Here is a 20720-nt window from a genome sequence, read left to right as displayed (position 1 = left end):
TTGCTATGAAGCGCATTGCTATTTTCCCTGGTTCTTTTGATCCTTTCACCAAAGGACATCAAGACATTGTAATGAGGTCTTTAGGTATTTTTGATGAAGTGGTGATAGCGATAGGTTACAATACTGCCAAACAAAATAGATACTTCGATATCGAGTTCATGGTAAAGAAAATCGAGGAAACTTTCAGCAAAATACCAAGAGTTTCTGTCGTGGTTTATAATGAACTCACAGCCACCTTAGCCAGCAAAATGGGTGCTAAATACCTCGTTCGAGGTTTAAGAAACACAACAGATTTTGAATACGAGAACAGTATATCTCAGGTGAACCGACACCTAAACAATGAACTTGAGACTGTATTTTTGATTACATCTCCAGAGCTATCATCGGTCAGTTCTACTATTATCAGAGAAGTTCATCGCTATGGTGGCGATGTTCAGGAATTTATACCCTACAAGCTTTAAACGGCCTTCTTCCCTCTTTTTTTCTTGTACTTTTTATACACATGCTTGATGGAACGGTAGGTATTATAAAGTGCTACGTTAACCTCATTAGAGTTCATCCATTTCACTTCATCAATGTCCTCGTCTACTTGAGGTTTCATTTTAGAATCATCAAGGCTATCCATCAAAAACCAACTTGTTTTCTTTAGAATATCTTTGCCCCCACGTACATAAGTATGCCAAGTAACGCAAATTTCTTCCTTTACATGCACCTTTACGCTGCACTCCTCTTCCACTTCTCTCTTAGCTCCCGCCTCAACACTCTCTTTTCCTTCAATTTTACCTTTCGGAAAATCCCACATTCCTAACCGGTGGATCATCAACACTTTGTTGTCCTTTTCCACCACTCCACCAGCAGCCTTGATTATCTTAAACTTATCCTTAATCAAACGAATAGTTTCATCATACTCAGGGGTTATCAGCGTAACTGATTTGAAGCCTTTTAACTTGCTATGATGCAAAATGAAGAGCAATGACTTTATCATTCCTTGCGAAGCATTCGTGATCAACATATTACCTCTGAATGCTTTTTCATTCAGGATAACGTCATCCACGTTTATAACAAGATCGAATTTAGAATGATCCTTAACTTCCTCCGGCCGTTTGATTCGGAGAGGCTTATCTTTGATGTATATTCTCATCTAATGTGAGCACTAATTTTTGCTAATATGAAATATTTTTTAAGAACAATACCTGTGTTGGGTTTATAAATTTCAGAAAAAAAATCCCTTAAATTCGTGCCATGGAAAAAATAGGCACCCCTAAAGATACTGCACTAAGAGTTGCTTCAGATTTATTAGAAATAAAAGCAATTCAACTTAATAAGTCTCAACCGTTTACATGGAGTTCGGGATGGAAATCTCCAATTTATTGTGATAACCGTCTGTCGCTCTCTTTTCCAGCGACCAGAACTTATATAAAAAAGGCGCTTGCCGAAGCCTGTAAATTATTGTATCCAGAGGCTCAATCCATTGCTGGAGTAGCCACCGCAGGTATTCCACAAGGTGCTTTACTTGCCGATGAAGTGGAGCTTCCGTTTATCTATGTGCGCTCTTCACCAAAAGGGCATGGCATGGAAAACCTAATTGAAGGAAAGGTTGCTCCAGGACAAAAAGTGGTGATTGTAGAAGACCTGGTTTCTACTGGAGGAAGTTCTTTAAAAGCAGCCGAAGCACTAAAAGCAGCGGGTTATGAAGTGTTGGGCATGTTGGCCATTTTCACTTATGGATTTCCGTTGGCGGACGATAATTTTGAGAAAGCAGGAATTAAGCTTCATTGCTTAAGTAACTATTCAGTAATGCTTGAAAAGGCGAAGGAACTTGGATATGTGAACCAAGACGACCTAGCTTCTTTAGAAAAGTGGAGACAGGACCCTTCCAACTGGAAGGGTTAATAAGCACTGTACATCTAAAATATGCCGAAAGACAAACTCAGGCTTCTTTTTATTACCTACCAAGGCGGTTTGGCAGGTTCCACCAACTCTATTGCTTATTTGGCAAAAGGGCTGGCCGAAAAAGGGCATGAGGTTTTTGTGGGTTGCAGGCAAGACATGCTTATTTGGGATTTACTGGACGGCAGCAAAGTGCAGCGAATCCCGATGACATTCAAAGGGAAGTTTGATACTGAGAACTGGCGACAGATCAGAGATGCAGTAAAAAAACATCGCATTCAAGTAATTAATGCCCAGTCGAGCTACGATCGCTACACTGCCATTTTCGCAAAACTGAGGTACAATCTCAAAGTTGAAATAGTACACACCCGCAGACAAAACCCATTGAGTGCTGGCGGCTGGTTACAGAAATGGTTTTATGTGAAAAACACTGCTGGAATTGTGGTGATTAGTGAAGGACTAAAAACTATTTTTGTTGATAAAGGTTACCCAAAAGATCATTTAAAAGTAATTCATAATGGTATTCCTGCAGAGCGCCTCAACCAATGGAGCCAAAAATCTGTTGACTATTTCAGAAACAAACTCAGTATTCAGCCTGGTGAGAAAGTTGTCGGTTGTGTTTCACGTTTCAAAGAACAGCCACAAATTATTGAGGCGGTCGCTCAACTCAATGATCCAAGTATTAAACTCGTTTTTGCGGGGATAGAACAAAGCCAACTGACACCCTACATTGAACAATTCGGCCTTAAAAATAAAGTGATCTGTTTGGGTGATGTCTCCGGAAAAGAAGTGCTGAACCTCTACCGTTTGTTCGACATCAACATTCTTGCTTCTACCATGGATGGTTTCGGCTTAGTATTGATTGAAGCTATGGCGATGAAATGCCCTGTAATTGCCACCAACTTTGGGGGCATAGCCGATGTAGTTCAGAACGATTACAATGGCTTTCTCTTCGAAAACGGGAACATTACTGAACTCTCATCAAAAATAAAGCAGCTCCTCTCCGATCAGCCCACCATAGATAAGTTTATTAAAAACGGGTTAACCACCGCCTTCGAGACTTTCAGCATGGAGAATACAATTCTTAATTATGAGGAATACTTCTATAGTTTAACTTGAATTACGCATTGGATTTCGTGATGAAGAGATAAAGCACAAAAAAAGAGTTACTTATATTGAAGAGACATAGCATAGCTATGGTGATTCAATAAATATATGTTAAGGGACTCTTTTGAAGTAATTTATCTATGGAATAGAAAGTCTAATGCATAATTCAGGTTTAATAGCCAAAAACTAGAATCAAAGCTTAAATTGCAGGTTGAAAACTGTGCAGAATGGATTACCTCTCTTCCCTTAATGAGCCTCAATACGAAGGAGTAGTGAACACGGAAGGCCCCACCATGATTATTGCAGGTGCCGGCTCCGGAAAAACAAGGGTGCTTACCTACCGAATCGCTTACCTAATGCAGGAAAAAGGGGTTGATCCGTTCAATATTCTTTCCCTCACCTTTACCAATAAGGCTGCAAAAGAAATGCGCGAAAGGATTGAAAGCGTAGTGGGCTCTAATGCCAGAAACCTTTGGATGGGCACTTTTCACTCTGTATTTGCTAGAATTCTAAGGGCCGAGGCGGGGAAGTTAGGCTACCCAAGCAATTTCACCATTTACGATACAGACGATTCTAAGTCTCTGATCAGAAACATTGTTAAAGAATATGGTTTAGACGACAAAGTGTATAAGCCAAACACTGTGCTCAGTAGGATTTCGAGTGCGAAGAATCGGTTAATCTCTTGGCAAGAATACACTACCAACCCTATTTACAAGGCTGACGATGATACGGCCATGAAACCAGAAATGGGCATGCTTTACAAGGCCTACAGTTTGCGTTGTAAAAAAGCAGACGCCATGGATTTTGACGACTTGCTATTCAATACCAATGTACTTTTTAGAGATCACTTAGATGTGTTGAACAAATATCAACATCGGTTTAGGTACGTGCTGGTGGATGAGTTTCAAGACACCAACGTTTCCCAGTACTTAATCACCAAAAAGCTCTCGGCTGTCAATCAAAACATAGCGGTAGTAGGTGATGATGCACAAAGTATCTACGCTTTTCGTGGAGCGGATATTGAGAACATTCTGAATTTCGAAAAGGACTTTCCAGACCTGAAGGTGATCAAACTGGAACAGAACTATCGTTCTACCCAAAACATTGTTAACGCGGCTAATTCTGTAATTGGAAGAAATAAAGGCCAACTAAAAAAGACCGTTTGGACCGCCAACAACGATGGCAACCAAATTGAGTTGATAAAGTCGGTTTCAGACAATGAAGAAGGACGTTTTGTAGCTTCGGAAATTTTTGAACAAAAGGCGAATCGCAACTATAAAAACGAAGATTTCGCTATTCTGTACCGAACAAATAGCCAGTCGCGTTCAATTGAGGAAGCCTTAAGAAAGTCAGGTATTGCCTACCGTATTTATGGTGGACTCTCTTTCTACCAAAGAAAAGAAATTAAGGATTTGATGGGCTACCTTAGGTTCGCCATCAACTCTAACGATGAACAATCTTTCCGAAGAATAATCAATTTACCGAAACGTGGCATCGGTCCTACTTCGGTAGAGAAAATTGTGGTAGCGGCTTTCGAACATGATATTCCGCTATGGGAAGTACTTACCAATATCAACTCCTTTTTACCCGGCAGAGCTGCAAATGCCATCAACGATTTTGTTACGTTGATCAAAAGTTTTAAAATATATGTTGAAACCAAAGATGCCTTTGAAACCGCCAGTCACATTGCCAAAAACTCTGGTTTATTAAAAGAGTTGTACGCAGACAAAACCATTGAAGGACTGAACCGCTATGAAAACGTTCAGGAATTATTGAACGCCATCAAAGAATTTGTCGACACGCCAGAAGTTGAAGACAAATCGCTGAATAACTTCATGCAGGACATTGCCTTGTTAACGGATAATGACAAGGAAAATGAAGAGACGGATGTAGTGACTTTAATGACGATTCATTCGGCCAAAGGACTTGAATTTAAGAATGTATTCATTGTGGGCATGGAGGAAGACCTTTTTCCTTCGCAAATGATGATGAGCAGCAGGGCCGATTTGGAAGAAGAAAGGCGTCTGTTCTACGTGGCAATCACTAGGGCAAAGGAAAACCTATACTTCTCTTATGCCCTTTCGAGGTACCGTTACGGTCGTTTACTCAATTGCGAACCTAGCAGATTTATTGAAGAAGTAGATCCTAGCTACATCAGGGTAAATACAAAATACGGGAGTCGAGAACAAAAACCATCAAGCCTCAGCCCTAGTAGAAATGCGCCAGAAGTAGGCTCAAACTACGCTCGAAATTTAATTGCGAATAGAAATGCTGCGCCTAAAAAGCCGATGTCGTACCATAAGCCTTCGGATAATTTCACTCCGAGTGATATTTCAAACCTTAAAGAAGGAATGAAAGTGGAGCACCCTAAATTTGGTTTTGGCAAGGTTCATAAAATGGATGTGGAAGGCTCTAACAAAAAAGCAAAAGTGATATTTGAGAGCTTTGGCGAAAAAACCCTGCTATTAAGCTTTGCAAAGCTGAGGATTGTAGAATAAAAAAGAATTAACTTACTGCCATAACAACCCCGCGCCTTAAGCGTTAGGTTTATATTAATCCCGAAAGAAGGATCCATTTTATAAAACGGTGCTCAAACCGATGAATATCTACGATCAAATAGACCTTCTTCTTCCAGAATAATTGTTAATTTCGTAGTGAAAAGTAAAAACATGAGTTTAGAATATAATACCCAAAGAGAAGATGTAATCCAGAAGGAATACGGTAGAAACGTACAGAAACTGGTAGAATATATCAAAACCGTTGAAGACAAAGAAAAGCGTAACCAATACGCACAAACACTAACTGACCTTATGCGTCAGATTAACCCCAATTTGCTTCGCGAAAATGCCGAATACGATCAAAAAGTATGGGATGATTTATACATCATGTCACGTTTTGATTTAGACGTAGAGTCTCCTTTTCCAATGCCTGAAAAAGAATCAATTGGCAAGAAGCCACAGCGTATGGCTTATAAAACCAATGAGATCAAATTCCGCCATTATGGTAGGAATCTTGAGATGATGGTGAAATTAGCGGTTGAAATGGAAGATGAAGAGTCTCGAGAGAATGCTATTATTCACATCGGTCGTTTAATGAAAAGCTTCTTTTCTAACTGGAACAAAGACAATATTGAAGACGAAGTAATTGCTCAGCACATTCACAGAATGTCGAAAGGCCAATTGGTAGTCAATATCGAAAAAATCAAAGAAGAAGGCCTTTTCAATACCAGCGTAAGAGAAAGAAGACCATCTTCTGGGCCATCTAACCAAAACAGAAAAAAGAATTACACAAAACGTAGACGCGCATAATTAATGGCATCTTTTGTAATTGAAGGCGGCACTAAACTGAATGGAGAAATTACTCCACAGGGTGCTAAAAACGAAGCATTACAAATTCTGTGTGCTGTTTTAATCACTTCTGAACCTGTCACACTTCACAAAGTCCCCGACATACGTGATGTAAACAAGCTCATTGAATTACTTGGTGCCATGGGTGTCGAAGTACAATTTTTGGGGGTTGAGAGTTACCGCTTTTGTGCAAAAAATGTAAACATTGATTATCTAGAAACTGAAGAGTTCCGAACCAAAGCTTCATCGCTCCGTGGTTCGGTAATGATTCTAGGGCCACTTTTAGCCCGTTTTGGAAAAGCAAAAATATCAAAACCTGGTGGTGATAAAATTGGCCGAAGAAGGCTGGATACCCACTTTATTGGTTTTCAAAAACTAGGAGCACGCTTCCTTTACGAAGCCGAAACTGGTATGTACCACATTGATGCTTCACAACTGAAAGGCACTTATATGCTTTTGGAAGAAGCTTCGGTTACGGGTACGGCCAACATCCTAATGGCAGCCGTAATGGCCAAGGGGAAGACCACCATTTATAATGCTGCCTGCGAGCCTTATCTACAGCAGCTTTGCGCTATGCTCAATAGAATGGGTGCGAAAATCACCGGAGTAGGTTCTAACCTATTGCATATTGAAGGCGTTGATTCGCTTGGCGGAACAGAGCATACCATGCTGCCTGATATGATTGAAATCGGTAGTTTTATTGGAATGGCCGCCATGACTCAATCTGAAATCACCATTAAGGATTGTCGCATTGATCAGCTTGGTTTAATTCCCGATACTTTTAGAAAAATGGGTGTTCAAATGGAGTTTAGAGGTGATGACATCTTTGTCCCAGGTCAAGATCATTATGAAATAGAAACCTTTATTGACGGTTCTATTATGACCATTTCCGATGCCATTTGGCCAGGGCTAACCCCAGACCTTTTAAGTATTATTTTGGTTATGGCGACACAAGCCAAAGGAACCGTTTTAGTACACCAGAAAATGTTTGAAAGCCGCTTGTTCTTTGTAGACAAGTTGATTGACATGGGTGCTCAGATCATTCTTTGCGATCCACATAGGGCCACCATCATTGGCCTAAACCGTCAACAAAAGTTAAAGGGAATTCGAATGACTTCACCCGATATTCGTGCAGGACAAGCCTTGCTGATTGCAGCGCTTTCTGCCGAAGGCACCAGTGTGATTGACAATGTTGAGCAAATCGACAGAGGCTACCAACACATTGATCAAAGACTAAACGCTTTAGGAGCTAAGATTCAAAGACAATAAGGTTTAAGAAGCCATTCATGTTATATTGAGCTAATATTCAGGTTCAACCTAACTACTCAAAGACGGCATGAGCAAAAAACACCACGAAGCACATTTACACGGTAAAACATCGTTCTTCTCTAAATTTCACGATTACATTGGTGAGTTTATTTATGGAGGAATTGATGGTAGCGTTACCACCTTTGCTGTTGTAGCAGGAGCTGCAGGAGCTCATCTAGACAGTTCTATAGTCATTATTCTCGGGTTTGCCAACCTATTTGCTGATGGTTTCGCCATGTCCGTTGGAAGCTACCTCTCAACCAAATCAGAAAAACAGAATTACGATAAACATAAAGCCATTGAATACTGGGAAGTGGACCACTTGCCAGAAAAAGAACGTGAGGAAATCAGAGAAATCTATCAAGCCAAGGGCTTTGAAGGTGAGCTTTTGGAACAAGTCGTGGATAAAATCACAGAAGACAAAGATCGCTGGGTAGATGTAATGATGAAGGAGGAATTGGAGATGATAGAAGAAACCAAGTCGCCTTTTCAAATGGGACTTGTGACCTTTATTTCTTTCTTATTTATGGGCTTTATTCCACTCATTGTTTACGTGATTGATTACACACAAGGACTTGATGCGGATCTATTCCTTTACTCTTCCATCCTGACCTTTGTTGCTTTTGGTGCCATTGGCTACGCAAAGAGCTATGTAACTTCTACCAGCCGTGTACGAGGCGTTTTAGAGACACTTTTCTTAGGCGGGTCTGCTGCTGTTTTAGCCTATTATGTAGGCGTGATACTTGAAAGGATGATTTCATAAGCATCCATAGACAACTTTCCTTGTCAATTATAAAGCAATTGCTTTATATTCAATGTCAAATCTTGTTATAGAATGAAATTTGGAACTTCTCGTAGACTCAGCAAAGTCAAAAAAGCCGATGTAATCACCTACATGATAGAAATTTTCATTGTAATATTCGGTATTACAGTGGCTTATCAACTCAATGTTATTTATGAGGACTCGAAAGATCTCAAGCTTGAAAAGAGCGCACTTGAAAATGTACATGCTGAACATGAGTTGAACATGAATGAGTTTGAATCGTTGATAGATGAACGATTGGAACTGCTTGAAAATGAGAACCAGTTGGCTCAAATCCTTTATTCAGATGGCTATCTCTATACTGAAGGTGATTTAGAGAATGAAGAAATCTCTAAGTACCTCTTTGCCATCAACAAAACATTTAAGGCCAACCACCAGTTTGAAGGCATAAATTTTTACCTCAACACCAATTACTCCACCAATAATGCTGACCTCAAAAATGACCTGATCACGATAAAGAATAAATACATCGCCTTAAAGGAAGTAGCTCAAAACCATGTCAGTATGAAGGAGAAGTATTATAATGACTTCTTAATCAAGGATGTAGACTTCGGTTTACAAAAAGTAGTAAGCTTCGATCGAATTAAAAGTGTAGAGTTCAAAAACCTAATCCTCAATCTGATCGAAAACGAAATTGAACTAAGCAGACTTTTGGATGAACTATATGTATTTTCTATAGATTTAGACACTAAGCTGGAAGAAAAGATACGTTAACAACCCATTACACTTTCCTGTGGAAATTTATTTTATATGGGAATGTGGTCAAGCATTGATGTTACAAGAGTCAATATCATTACTCTTCTAATAGGATGTCTTTTTAGTAATTACGCAGAACATCTTTCAAAGACTTATTCTCCAATACCTTAAGCGTATTGTCACGGACTTCACTCATCACTACATTGAGTCCGCAAATGTCTTCTTGACAGTTTTCACACCTTTCATAATAGTTTAAACTCACGCAAGGAAGCAACGCAATTGGGCCATCTAGCAATCGAATAATTTTGGCCAATCCAATTTCCTCAGGTTCCTTAATGAGGTAATAGCCACCTCCTTTACCTTTCTTGCTCCCCAAAATTCCAGACTTCTTCAACTCCAATAAAATATTCTCTAGGAACTTCAATGAGATTTTTCTCTCTTCTGAAATCTCAGAAATGAGTATCGGGCCTTTACCTTGGTTTTCGGCCAAGTAGGTCAAAGCATGGAAGGCATATTGGGTTTTCTTAGATAGCACTTTTCAATCTTAGTTAACTAAGTTATCAAAAATATAGGGCTGAAAACAAAAAAGGAGCCTAAAGCTCCCTTTTTGTCCTTTTGTTCAATGATGAATTAGTAGTTATTCAACATTACCGGCATTACCAGCATTAAAATATCTTCGCTTTCGTCTTTATCACCAGGAATCAACAAACCAGCACGGTTAGGTGCTGACATTTGAAGCGTAACTTCTTTAGAATGAAGATTGCTCAACATTTCCACCAAGAACTTAGCATTGAAACCAATTTCGATATCTTCTCCTTCATGCTCGCAAGCCAAAGTTTCCTTTGCCTCGTTAGAGAAATCTAAATCTTCGGCAGAAACAGTAAGCTCACTACCCGTGATTTTCAACCTAATTTGGTGTGTAGTTTTGTTGGCATAAATCGAAATTCTTTTCAACGAACCTAAAAGCTCGCTTTTGTTGATTTTCATTTCGATTGGGTTGTCAGAAGGAATTACGTTTTCGTAATCAGGAAAACGCTCATCAATCAAACGACAAATCATTTTAATCGCGTTGAAGTGGAAGTAGGCATTAGATGCATTGTATTCAACAACCACATTCGAATTTTCTGAAGGCAAAGTAGACTTCAACAAGTTTAAGGCTTTACGAGGAATAATTATTGACATTCCTGTATCGGAAACTACATCTACTCTTCTATAACGTACTAAACGGTGCCCGTCAGTCGCTACAAAAGTGGTGTTTGTTTCTGCAAGTTTCACATAAACCCCAGTCATTGCTGGTCGCAACTCATCGTTGCTAGTTGCAAAAATTGTATTGTTAATCGCGCTACTCAACACCTCTGTAGACATGTCCACTTGGTAAGCATCGGTCACTTCTGGCACTTTAGGGAAATCAGTGGCGTTTTCACCAGCCAATTTATATCTACCATTATCAGAGTTTATTTCAACGCTGTAAGTTTCATTATCAATAGTAAACGTAACTGGCTGCTCTGGTAAATTCTTAAGTGTATCCATTAAGATACGAGCAGGAACCGCTATGCTTCCATTCTCTTTTGCTTCCACATCAATCTCTGTTATCATAGAGGTTTGAAGATCAGAAGCCGTGATGGTCAAAAGTCCATCTTTAATTTCGAATAAAAAGTTTTCAAGGATTGGCACTACTGGATTAGTAGTGATCACACCATTGATATTGGAAAGGCGCTTTAGCAATTCTGCTGAAGAAACGATAAACTTCATAAAAACTGGGTTTATTACTATGGGTACTATAATCGCATAAAGTTAAAAATAAAATCAATACTCGGTATCAAAACCTAGCTTTTTGACTGAAAGGACAGATTTAACTATTGGCTTATGTTAGACGAAGTGAGCACTTCGCCTAAAAACTTCTTTTTGGGGTAAAAAACGAGGTTTTCTAAGGTTGGGTCTCTTCGGATTTTGGTGGGTGATTTAAGAAATTCAATATGGTTTGATACACATATTTTAAATCTTTTTCACATATCACATAGGGGGGAATCAAATAAAGCACATTACCCAAAGGACGGAGTAAAACACCTTTGCCGATAAAGTATGGATAGAGGTAATGACGTGCTTCGTTGAAATAAGAGGTGTCCTTTTCGGTATTCATTTCAAATGCCAAGATTGTACCGAGAACTCTCGCATTTCTTACCATAGAATGACTTTCTATTACCTTCATAAATGAAAGGTGACTATGGTTTAGCCTCAATCTATTCTCCTCACTTTCTTTGGTAAGTAACAAATCCAATGAAGCATTTGCAGCTGCGCAGGTCATTGGATTCGCAGTAAATGAATGGCCGTGAAAGAAGGTCTTCATCAAGTCATTTGAACGATAAGCCGCTTGAATTTTTTCCGTGCAAGTAGTTACCCCCATGGCAATTGCACCCCCCGTTAGTCCTTTTGATAAGCAAAAAACATCCGGCTTATTGGTGAGCCAATCAGAAGCAAACAATTTCCCTGTTCTGCCAAAACCCGTCATAACTTCATCGGCAATGCAGACCACCTCATGACGCTGCGCCAAAGCAATCATCTTATCGAGCAAAGCAATACTGTATACACGCATTCCCGATGCACCCTGAATGATCGGTTCAAAAATAAAAGCGGCAACCTCACCTTTTTCTACCAAAGATTTGAACTGCTGATATACAAACGCCTCTTTTCCTTCTTCTGGAAAATCAATAAAACTGACATCGAATAAATATGGGTCGAATGGCTCAGTAAATGGCCCCCTCTCTCCTACTGACATGGCACCAAAAGTGTCGCCATGGTAGGCGCCATCGATGGCTATGATTCTTTTTTTATTAATTCCTTGATTATAGAAGTACTGAAAAGCCATTTTTATGGCGACTTCAGTAGCCGTACTTCCATTATCGGAGTAAAACACTTTTGATTGATTTTCTGGTAGTATTTCTAATAAGCGCTCCGCCAACCGAATGGCTGGTTCGTGCGTAAAACCAGCAAAAATCACGTGCTCCAATTTTGCAGCCTGAGCAGCAATGGCTTTGGCAATATGCGGATGACTGTGCCCGTGTAAGTTTACCCACCAGGAAGAAATGGCATCAATGATTTTTGCTCCATCACTGGTGAATAGATTGACTCCCTCTGCCCGCTCTATCATCAGTGGACTTTCCATTCCCCTTAAGGGTGTGAAAGGATGCCAAATGGCCTCTCTATCTCTTTTTATCCAGTCACTCATACCAACTCAACATCAATTCGTCCGCCCAATACTTAACTATCTCCTTATTGATCAAACTTAGTTTTGGCAGTCTTAGCAATACCTTGTAGCCAGATTTCTGTTCGATGATGCTTTCGCTTTCGAAATTCGATTCGCCATTAAAAACTATCCCTAATACCGGCACCTCGTTTCTCTTCAAATAATCCACTGTAAGTAAAGTATGGTTAATGCAGCCCAAATAGAGGTTCACTACTAAAATAACTGGAGTTGATAATTCTTTGGCTATATCAATTACATAATCGTCTTGATTAATTGGTACTAAAACACCGCCAGCCCCTTCAATTACAATATCATTCGTGGTTTCGGGAAGCACAAAGTCATCCAATTGTATTGCTAAATGTTCGAATTTGGCTGCGGCATGCGGTGAAGCGGGGATTTTGAATACGTGAGTTTCATTATGAAATCGGGTAATCTCATTACTCACCAACTCTTTAACCGTGGTGGTATCCATCGGTATTCCTGCTTGAATTGGTTTCCAATAATCGGCTTTTAATGCTTCTACTAAAACTGCAGAAACCAACGTTTTTCCACTGTCGGTACCTATGGCCGTCACAAAATAATTCATGTCGTAAAGCTATAAACGAAACTCAAGACACAAAAGGAAAACGCCTTTGCCCTATTTCAATAAGTTTATCTCTCAAGGCATCAAGCTTGATGGGCTTTATCAAGTAATCGTCCATACCATTTTCGATTGCATTTTTAACGTCCTCATCAAAAGCACTGGCCGAAATACCGATGATATATGGGGGAGAATTGAGGTTGAGCTCGCGAATTTTCCTTGTGGCTTCAATACCATCCATTGCTGGCATTTGAACATCCATTAAAATCACATCATACGAATTATGTTGCATTTGAGACAATGCTTCCAATCCTGTTTTGGCTAAATCTGGCACATACCCCATACGCTCTAAAATTAGACATATCAGTTTACTGTTAATCCTGTTATCCTCTGCCAAAAGAATTTTTAAAGGGTATTTCCCTGAAAGTACATCTCCCAATTTATCCACCTCATAGCGACTTGGACCAATCATCCCTTCCATTTGCTGCTCTGTCATTTCGCCAATGGCTAGTTTCATGAAGATGTTAAAAGTGAATAGAGAACCTTTCCCTAATTCGCTTTGAACTGAAACCTTACCGTTATACAACTTCAACAGGTTTTTGACAATCGCCAGACCTAAACCACTACCGCCAAACCTTCTCGAGTTTGATGATTCTACTTGGGTGAATTCTTTAAAGAGGTTTTTAATTTCCTCCTTTGCCACTCCAATCCCTGTATCTTTAATTTTGAACTCTAAATTGGCTGTATCGCCTTTTAATTCAATCATAGAAATCTTAACCGACACAAAACCTCTCTCGGTGAACTTAACTGCATTGGAGAGTAAATTGACGAGTATTTGTCCAAGTCTATTTCTATCAGCATAGAAAAACTCAGGTACATTTTCATCAATGTATAGATTCAAACCTACCTTCTTACCTTTGGCTTCATAGGCCACAAGGTTTAAAGACTCATCCACAATTCTCTTCAAGCCAAACACCGATTCTTCTAACATCACTTTTCCCGATTCAATTCTGGAATAGTCAAGAATGTCATTGATTATTCGAAGTAATGTCTCTCCACTTACTTTTATGGTATCTACATAATCACGTTGTTCAGTATTCAATAATGTTTCATTTAAGAGGTTAGTCATTCCTATTACGCCATTCATCGGGGTTCTAATCTCATGACTCATGGTAGCCAAAAAGGTACTCTTCGCTTGATTTGCACTTTCTGCGGCTTCCTTAGCCAGTTTCAAACCCTCCTCTAATTGCTTTTGAGCTGATATATCGCGCATCATCAAAAGGATTCTATCATCGGTAAGTTTAATAAACCTTCCTTCGCAAACATGCTCCTTTTTGTTCATGACCAGTTTAAATTCAACCGTTTGCATCTCTTCGGTAAGATGCGCCTCTTCTAAACTTTCAGACATTAGTGAGACAATATCCTCAGGAAAAATATTCACTATATTCTCTCCCAATCGCTTTTCGGCAGAAAGCTGTGTAGCTATCTCATTCTTCGCATGATAGTTCAGGAGAAAACCTCGTTTATCAAAAGTAAACATGGTGTCAGGAATCGCATCTAAGATCAATATCTGTTCTTTTTCAAACTTCTTGATTTCTAATTCTGCATTATAAATTCCAGTAATGTTTTTCGCGATTCCCGTCACGGAAACCAACTCACCCTGATCGTTAAAGACGGGTTTGTGAAACACTTCCAACATATGTGGAAGCCCTCTAGCATCATTAACTTCTACAAAATAAGGAGGAACAGAATCATACTTCCCAGAAAGAAATCCATCAATTCTTTCTCGTGCTTTTTTATTGATAGGGTTGTCTGAGTAGCTTGTACTATAGTGAGCGAGTCTTACATTAGGGTTTCGCCCCATTACTCTGACCACGTTCATCGATGAATAGTTTACGATTCCCTTGGTATCGAACTTGAAAAGGAAATCAGAAGTATGCTCTAGAAAAAAATCTAAGTGGAATTGATCCTCTTCATACTTCTCTTTTAATGCATTAAGCTCTTCTTGTAAATGAGACCTTCTTTTATCCGTTTTGAACAGAAGGTAGGCTAAGACAAATGCTAAGATTACGGCTAAAGAGAGTAGTAAATAAATCATGTTACGTCTAGCAAAAGCAGATGTTAAAGAACAACAATAACAAAAATACGCAACTACTTACGCATTCAACCCAAAAAATTAATAGCCTTCAAACTAAGGGATAGCCTTACGGAGCGATTTAGCCATCTCATCAAAACGTTCAATGGCTTCTGTAATAAAGGTATCGTTCAGTATATCGTCTAGTTCCTGCTCTAGCACATCAAGTTCACTTACCTTAAAGGTTTGTTCAAAACCTCCGTTTTCCAACTTAATGAGGAATTTCCCATTCCAAGAAAAAACGGTGATCTTACACTTGCTATTGGATATTTCTTTAACAACTCTCACAAACTATGCGCTTAGGCTCGGTTAACGATGAATTTATGATCTACCTCAGCGCTTAAAGTACCAGCTACTGAACAGTATTTTGTAGCGGCTAAATGGCCCATTTTTTCAAACTCCCCTTCAGTAACATCTGGCGAATCCACCGTAAAAGTGAGCGTAATATGAGTAAAGCCTCTCGGATGTTTATCCCTACGAGTTCCATCGGTTACCACGGTAAGTCCGTTTACAGTTTTCTTGCGTTTTTTTAACATTTGAACCAAGTCAACAGAAGCGCAAGCGGCCAAACTAGAAAGCAACAATTGTGTAGGAGACATGTGCTTTTTCTTGTCGGCAGAATACATATCAATGTCTAAAACATTGCCTTCTTCATTGACCGACTGAAATTCATAATCATCCTTGAACGTTGTGGTAACTCTCATATTGCGTGGTTTTATTAAAGTTCAAAATTAAATCAATTATGCAGTTAACCACACAATATTGACATAAGTTTCATGGTTGTGTGAGAAGCACCAACCTAGAGATAACATGACTCAAGTACGTATTACCGCAAGCCTGATGGCTGCATTTTTATTTATGATCATACAAAGTTGTGGTGGAAACAGCGATACCACACCACAGCTACAAGTAACCATCGAAAATCAGTTCACAAACCTTCCATCCAATGTCTCTGTATTTTTTAAAGTACAGGATGGCGCAGGAAAAGGAAAGGCTGGTTTAAAAGAAGCGGATTTCAACATCTACGAAAACGGAAGTCTAATTTCAGAGTTTGAGGCAGTACGAAAAATACAGCCCAACGAGCAAGTTTTGGACTACAATATTATGCTCTTACTCGATTTAAGTGGCAGTATTTTAAGTAGTCAGAACTTGGCTCCATTAAAATCAGCGGCCAAAAGCTTTATAGATGAGGTAGTACCCTCAGAAGGAGAAGCTTCATCTGGAGCAGTTAAGGTTGAGATTTGGTGGTTCGATGGTTCTCAGAACATTAAACAGTTGCAGCCCATTACTTCCAATACCACTACCTTGAAAAATGCCATAGACAATATTAACGCCTCTATGAGCTCAGACAATTCCACCAACCTTTATGGTGCGGTGATACAAAGTGTTGGAATTGCAACACAGCGACTCAGTCAGTCTCAGGAACTGGATAAATTTGGTTCGAACTCGGTAGTAATTTTTACTGACGGAACCGATCAAGCCAACCGGTATACCAAAGGACAGGCATTAGAAGCCGTGAGAAAAGCAGACCCTTCCATTTCGTTCTACACCATTGGACTTGGAGGAGAAATCGATGAGCCCGTATTAAAAGAGATAGGAAAGACGAGCTTTGTTTCTGCCGTAAACATTGGCGAGTTGCTGGACAAATTTAAAGAAATTGGGGACTTGATTAACAGCAAAGCCAACAGCTACTATCTATTGGAGTACTGCTCTCCCAAACGTTCTGGAAGTAACCAACTCACCATTGAGGTGGTGCAGGGCAATCTAAAAGGAAGTGCCAAAACTATTTTTGACGCCTCAGATTTTAACGGTAGTTGTAACATACAGTAACGAGTATTCTAAAAATCTTATCAAGCGTTCTTCAATTTATCTTTGGAGAACGCTTTTTTATTGCGGAAGCCCCTTACTTAATTCGAATCGATATAACCGGAACACAAAGTAGAATTGAAAAATAGCAATAGGCCAAGGCACTACAAAAAACCAAATTTGTATTACAAAATCTTCATATTCATAGAACCTAAATAATATATATAACCCAACAAAATAAGCGAAGACAAGCCACCAATAGGTTCTTATAAAGTCTTGAAACCAAATAGGAAAGAGTTTAAGGCTTGTAACATAGTGTAAACCTGATGTCAACTGCATAAACCCCAAGGGCAATTGTAATAGCATTAGAAACAGTAAACCCTCATGATCTGAGTAAAACAAAAACAATGACGTATTATAAATCGCCAAAACACCTATAATGATGGAGATTGAAAAATATACTTTATAATGTCCCATAGCCTTAATTTTCTTTGTGGTTGAATAAGTTATCAAATGCCTGACTCAAGTCGGGGTATTTAAAAACAAACCCCTGATCGACTAATCTCGCGGGCTTCACATACCTACCATAAATCGCTAATTCGGAATCAGTTTTGAAAATATATTTTGCTCCGAACTTCACCATGAGCAATGGCAATGAAAGCCCAATTAAGGGCCTCATTCTACTTCTCAGCTCTTTCATAAACTCCTGATTTGATACAGGCTTTGGAGCACTTGCTATATAGAAGCCATCATATTTATGGTCGACTATCGCTTCATGAATCATATCATTCAAGTCATGCTCGTGAATCCAACTCATCCCTTGTTTTCCTTCCCCAACTTTGCCCCCTAAACCAAGATTTACAATTCGTTTTAAACTTGACAATGCACCTCCGTTTCGCCCAATCACAAAACTTGCTCTTAACCTGGCACCTCTAGTGTTTTCAGGCAAGGCGGCTAAAAACGCTTTCTCCCAGGCCTTCCCAACAAATGGTGCTAATCCATAACCAGTAGAAGAACCTTCATCGCAAACTTGAGCAACAGAATCACCATAGATGTGAGCTGTGGACATTTGAACCCAAACTTTTGGAGGGTTCTTTACCGATTTTAATGCTTCTCCAATCACTTTTGTAGAATCTACCCTTGACCTCAATATTTCGTCACAGTGGTCGGGTGTTTTGATGCAGTCAACGGACCTTCCCGCTAAGTTTACAATGGCGGTGGCTCCTTCTAAAACTTGACACCAATCTCCGAGATTGACACCATCCCATAGCACAAAGTCAAAGTCCAAATCAGGTTTGTGGCGGGCAACTAAAATTGGCTGAAACCCTTTCTCTATTAAGAATTTAGCCAAGCTAATTCCTAAGAAGCCTGTTCCTCCTGTAATTACGATCCTTTTCATAGTGCTCTGTTTGATATTAAAATTCATTGACTATTGTACTATTATGAAGGTTACCTAAGCCTCTTTTCAGATTTAGAAAACAAAATAGAGTTTTTCATATTTTCAATAATTTATGAAAGTTATTAGCTAAATTTTTTTTACTTCATTAATCTCATCAAAACCTGAAAAAACCAATTCTTATCTGAGCGGATAAATTTATCCAGTGCACCATCCACTTGCTTGGTAAAACCTTCCAAGTCTTTAGTTACTGTTTTGAAATGGGCAACTTCAGCCGTATCCCCTTCAACTTGTTGCATTTCTTCTAGTACACGCATCACTGGTTCAATTTCACGTCTCCTACGTTCTCTCGACACTTGGCGTGCCAACTCTAGTACATCCTTACCTGTAGTGAAATACTCTTTACGTTCTCCCGGCTTATATGCTTTAGAAACAATCCCCCAATCTATCAAGGCCCTGATGTTCATATTAGCATTCCCTCTAGAAATCTGAAGCTCTTCCATAACCTCTTCTGTAGAAAGTGCTTCCTCAGAAATCAATAATAAGGCATGAATTTGGCCCATGGCTTTGTTTATTCCCCAAGCAGAACCTAAAGTGCCCCAAGCTTGAATAAATTTCTCTTTCCCTTCATCGTAATGCATGCTCAAACATAACACAAATTATTTAACTTTCAATATTTACTGAAAGTTAAATATTATAGTTATTCCCTATGAAACATCACAAGAGTTATCCTAACTTTAGTAGGAGATCAAAAGACAATTTTTGAAAATCATATGGAAGCCTACGAAACATTAACAGAAGGAATAAATGCTTTGCGCAAACAAGGCTATACGGAAGACTTTAATCTTAAACACAACTGTATTACCTGTGGAAAAGATGATTATGAAATTCTTCATAATGAATTTCAAGTAGATAAATCCTTCCCGTTTGATGTAAACGAAGACCCATCCGATCAAGCTGTACTATACGCCATTTCTTCGGAAGACCATCAACGCAAAGGAATTTTAGTGAATAGTTACGGCATTTATTCAGACCCCATTGCAGACGAGATGCTGAACAAGTTAAAATAACCTTTGTTTTGCTTCAGCATAGTATGCTCCATTCAAGAAAATTAAATTCACAAACACACCTTACAAATCAAAGCTTAAAAATAGTATGAAGAAAATTGTCGCGTTTGCAGGAAGCAATAGTAGTACATCCATTAATAAGCAGTTGGTTGAATTTGCACTTACTTATTTCGAAGGTTTTGAAATCAGCTTATTGGACCTCAATGATTTTGAAATGCCTATGTTTTCGGTGGACCGAGAAAAAGAGAAGGGATATCCTGAAGCAGCTTATAAGTTCAGAGAGGCAATAGAACAAGCCGATGCTATTATTTGCTCTTTGGCAGAACACAATAGAAACTATACAGCAGTATTCAAAAACACCATTGATTGGTGTAGCAGAATAGACATCAATATCTTTGGAGATAAACCCACACTATTGATGAGCACGTCTCCTGGTGGCTATGGCGCAGGAAATGCCATGAACTCAGGTAAAATCCTTTTACCCCGTTGTGGTTCAGAAATTATTGAGACTTTTTCACTTCCATCCTTTGAACAAAATTTTTCTGAAGGAAAGATCATAAACGAAGCATTGAAGAGTAAATTAGAGGAGAAGATTTCCATTTTCATAAACAAGCTCAGTTAGGTCCTCTATTAATACCCCTTTACCCCAGCCTCCACAGCAATGGGTAAGTGATTTTGCTCTGGCACCATCGGACATTCATATTTATCGCTATAAGCGCAAGAAGGATTATAGAGTTTATTGAAGTCAATGATCCACTTTGTTCCTTCGGGAATACCCTCATAATGTAAATAACGACCCGCGCCATAAGTACTCTCACCCGTAGTAGCATCTACTAAGGGTAGAAACACATAGGTCTTTTGGCCAGGAATGGTGAACCTTTGAATTCGGAGGTAAGCCTCCAAGGTATAAGATTTCCCTTTTAAATCGAAATGCAGAATACCAATACGCTTATACAACTGGGTTGTTCCTTTACTAGTATTGAGGGGGAATGGCTTTGAATCTGGGGTAGGCTCAAATATCGCTTCTACCCTATAAGCCTCATCAATGGCAAAGAAATCGTGCCCCTTAAACACTTTTCGCTCATCAGCGGTCAAAGGAGATTTATCTGGATTCAAAAACTCTTCATTTAGCTCCTTTTGAAAGGCTTGAATTTCCTTGATATAACTCGCACTTTGAGCATTTAAACCTACAAATGGGGACAGACCAAAAAGAAGAAGAACATATAGCAATAAGGAACGCATGAGACTTAGATTTTAATCCATACTGCCTGTTCAAAATTGATACCAGAGCAGTTTTATGCTAAGGTAAACAAACATTCATA

At 39.2% G+C, this 20720-nt stretch carries 22 protein-coding genes; 11 read left to right on the top strand and 11 right to left on the bottom strand.

Features of this window, described 5'->3' with window-relative positions:
- Positions 1–5: 5 nt before the first annotated feature.
- The gene (gene coaD, locus AWN68_RS10105) at positions 6–461 is read left to right on the top strand and encodes a pantetheine-phosphate adenylyltransferase (protein WP_068414893.1); all 456 of its coding nucleotides are present in this window, start codon (positions 6–8) and stop codon (positions 459–461) included.
- Here the strand turns inward: coaD and AWN68_RS10100 are convergent.
- On the bottom strand, positions 458–1054 hold the full coding sequence (locus tag AWN68_RS10100; RefSeq protein ID WP_157716158.1) for an NUDIX hydrolase: 597 nt from the start codon (positions 1052–1054) through the stop codon (positions 458–460). The genes coaD and AWN68_RS10100 overlap by 4 nt on opposite strands.
- Before the next feature lie 188 nt (positions 1055–1242).
- Here AWN68_RS10100 and pyrE point away from each other — a divergent pair, with 188 nt between their 5' ends.
- From pyrE to AWN68_RS10065, 7 genes are all read left to right on the top strand, one after another.
- Positions 1243–1893 carry an orotate phosphoribosyltransferase gene (gene pyrE / locus AWN68_RS10095; RefSeq protein WP_068414888.1) on the top strand — a complete coding sequence of 217 codons (651 nt, stop codon included), beginning with the start codon at positions 1243–1245 and terminating at the stop codon, positions 1891–1893.
- Between the two features lie 21 nt (positions 1894–1914).
- Positions 1915–3009, top strand: a complete 1095-nt coding sequence (locus AWN68_RS10090; RefSeq protein WP_068414885.1) for a glycosyltransferase family 4 protein — start codon at positions 1915–1917, stop codon at positions 3007–3009.
- Positions 3010–3224: 215 nt separating this feature from the next.
- Positions 3225–5495: an ATP-dependent helicase gene (locus AWN68_RS10085; protein WP_068414882.1), complete on the top strand. Its 2271-nt coding sequence runs from the start codon at positions 3225–3227 to the stop codon at positions 5493–5495.
- 171 nt (positions 5496–5666) lie between these two features.
- A complete protein-coding gene (locus AWN68_RS10080) occupies positions 5667–6305 on the top strand; it encodes a DUF4290 domain-containing protein (protein ID WP_084362824.1) in 639 nt (212 codons plus the stop codon).
- A 3-nt stretch (positions 6306–6308) separates the two neighbouring features.
- On the top strand, positions 6309–7613 hold the full coding sequence (gene murA / locus AWN68_RS10075; RefSeq protein WP_068414877.1) for a UDP-N-acetylglucosamine 1-carboxyvinyltransferase: 1305 nt from the start codon (positions 6309–6311) through the stop codon (positions 7611–7613).
- Between the two features lie 67 nt (positions 7614–7680).
- A complete protein-coding gene (locus AWN68_RS10070) occupies positions 7681–8415 on the top strand; it encodes a VIT1/CCC1 transporter family protein (protein WP_068414874.1) in 735 nt (244 codons plus the stop codon).
- 72 nt (positions 8416–8487) lie between these two features.
- Positions 8488–9189 carry a hypothetical protein gene (locus tag AWN68_RS10065; RefSeq protein WP_068414871.1) on the top strand — a complete coding sequence of 234 codons (702 nt, stop codon included), beginning with the start codon at positions 8488–8490 and terminating at the stop codon, positions 9187–9189.
- Positions 9190–9292: 103 nt separating this feature from the next.
- Here AWN68_RS10065 and AWN68_RS10060 read toward each other — a convergent pair whose 3' ends face one another.
- The 7 genes from AWN68_RS10060 to AWN68_RS10030 form a co-directional block, all read right to left on the bottom strand.
- Positions 9293–9706, bottom strand: coding sequence for an RrF2 family transcriptional regulator (locus AWN68_RS10060; protein ID WP_068414868.1), 414 nt, complete (start codon positions 9704–9706; stop codon positions 9293–9295).
- 95 nt (positions 9707–9801) lie between these two features.
- Complete coding sequence (dnaN, locus tag AWN68_RS10055) at positions 9802–10923, bottom strand: DNA polymerase III subunit beta (RefSeq protein WP_068414865.1); 1122 nt, start codon at positions 10921–10923, stop codon at positions 9802–9804.
- Between the two features lie 175 nt (positions 10924–11098).
- Positions 11099–12397, bottom strand: coding sequence for an adenosylmethionine--8-amino-7-oxononanoate transaminase (bioA, locus tag AWN68_RS10050; protein WP_068414862.1), 1299 nt, complete (start codon positions 12395–12397; stop codon positions 11099–11101).
- On the bottom strand, positions 12390–13001 hold the full coding sequence (gene bioD / locus AWN68_RS10045) for a dethiobiotin synthase (RefSeq protein ID WP_068414859.1): 612 nt from the start codon (positions 12999–13001) through the stop codon (positions 12390–12392). The genes bioA and bioD overlap by 8 nt, the downstream gene beginning before the upstream one ends.
- A gap of 22 nt (positions 13002–13023) precedes the next feature.
- On the bottom strand, positions 13024–15093 hold the full coding sequence (locus tag AWN68_RS10040; RefSeq protein ID WP_068414856.1) for a PAS domain-containing hybrid sensor histidine kinase/response regulator: 2070 nt from the start codon (positions 15091–15093) through the stop codon (positions 13024–13026).
- Between the two features lie 93 nt (positions 15094–15186).
- Complete coding sequence (locus tag AWN68_RS10035) at positions 15187–15417, bottom strand: hypothetical protein (RefSeq protein ID WP_068414853.1); 231 nt, start codon at positions 15415–15417, stop codon at positions 15187–15189.
- An 11-nt stretch (positions 15418–15428) separates the two neighbouring features.
- Positions 15429–15833 carry an OsmC family protein gene (locus AWN68_RS10030; RefSeq protein ID WP_068414850.1) on the bottom strand — a complete coding sequence of 135 codons (405 nt, stop codon included), beginning with the start codon at positions 15831–15833 and terminating at the stop codon, positions 15429–15431.
- A 106-nt stretch (positions 15834–15939) separates the two neighbouring features.
- On the opposite strand from AWN68_RS10030, the gene AWN68_RS10025 reads away from it, so the two are divergent.
- Positions 15940–16959, top strand: a complete 1020-nt coding sequence (locus AWN68_RS10025) for a VWA domain-containing protein (RefSeq protein ID WP_068414847.1) — start codon at positions 15940–15942, stop codon at positions 16957–16959.
- A 457-nt stretch (positions 16960–17416) separates the two neighbouring features.
- Here the strand turns inward: AWN68_RS10025 and AWN68_RS10015 are convergent, their stop codons facing one another.
- Together AWN68_RS10015 and AWN68_RS10010 are read right to left on the bottom strand one after the other, a co-directional pair.
- Positions 17417–18334 carry an epimerase gene (locus AWN68_RS10015; protein WP_068414841.1) on the bottom strand — a complete coding sequence of 306 codons (918 nt, stop codon included), beginning with the start codon at positions 18332–18334 and terminating at the stop codon, positions 17417–17419.
- A 137-nt stretch (positions 18335–18471) separates the two neighbouring features.
- Complete coding sequence (locus tag AWN68_RS10010; RefSeq protein WP_068414838.1) at positions 18472–18972, bottom strand: GbsR/MarR family transcriptional regulator; 501 nt, start codon at positions 18970–18972, stop codon at positions 18472–18474.
- A gap of 132 nt (positions 18973–19104) precedes the next feature.
- On the opposite strand from AWN68_RS10010, the gene AWN68_RS10005 reads away from it, so the two are divergent.
- Together AWN68_RS10005 and AWN68_RS10000 are read left to right on the top strand one after the other, a co-directional pair.
- Positions 19105–19401: a phosphoribosylpyrophosphate synthetase gene (locus AWN68_RS10005; protein WP_068414836.1), complete on the top strand. Its 297-nt coding sequence runs from the start codon at positions 19105–19107 to the stop codon at positions 19399–19401.
- Positions 19402–19486: 85 nt separating this feature from the next.
- Complete coding sequence (locus AWN68_RS10000; RefSeq protein WP_068414834.1) at positions 19487–20020, top strand: NADPH-dependent FMN reductase; 534 nt, start codon at positions 19487–19489, stop codon at positions 20018–20020.
- 8 nt (positions 20021–20028) lie between these two features.
- Here AWN68_RS10000 and AWN68_RS09995 read toward each other — a convergent pair whose 3' ends face one another.
- Complete coding sequence (locus AWN68_RS09995) at positions 20029–20640, bottom strand: DUF1684 domain-containing protein (protein ID WP_068414832.1); 612 nt, start codon at positions 20638–20640, stop codon at positions 20029–20031.
- Positions 20641–20720 lie beyond the last annotated feature (80 nt).

Origin of the sequence: Roseivirga echinicomitans (assembly GCF_001592935.1) — a bacterium.
GTDB lineage: Bacteria > Bacteroidota > Bacteroidia > Cytophagales > Cyclobacteriaceae > Roseivirga > Roseivirga echinicomitans.
The sequence above is the reverse complement of the archived record's forward strand: the minus strand, read 5'-3'. Positions and strand labels throughout refer to the sequence as shown.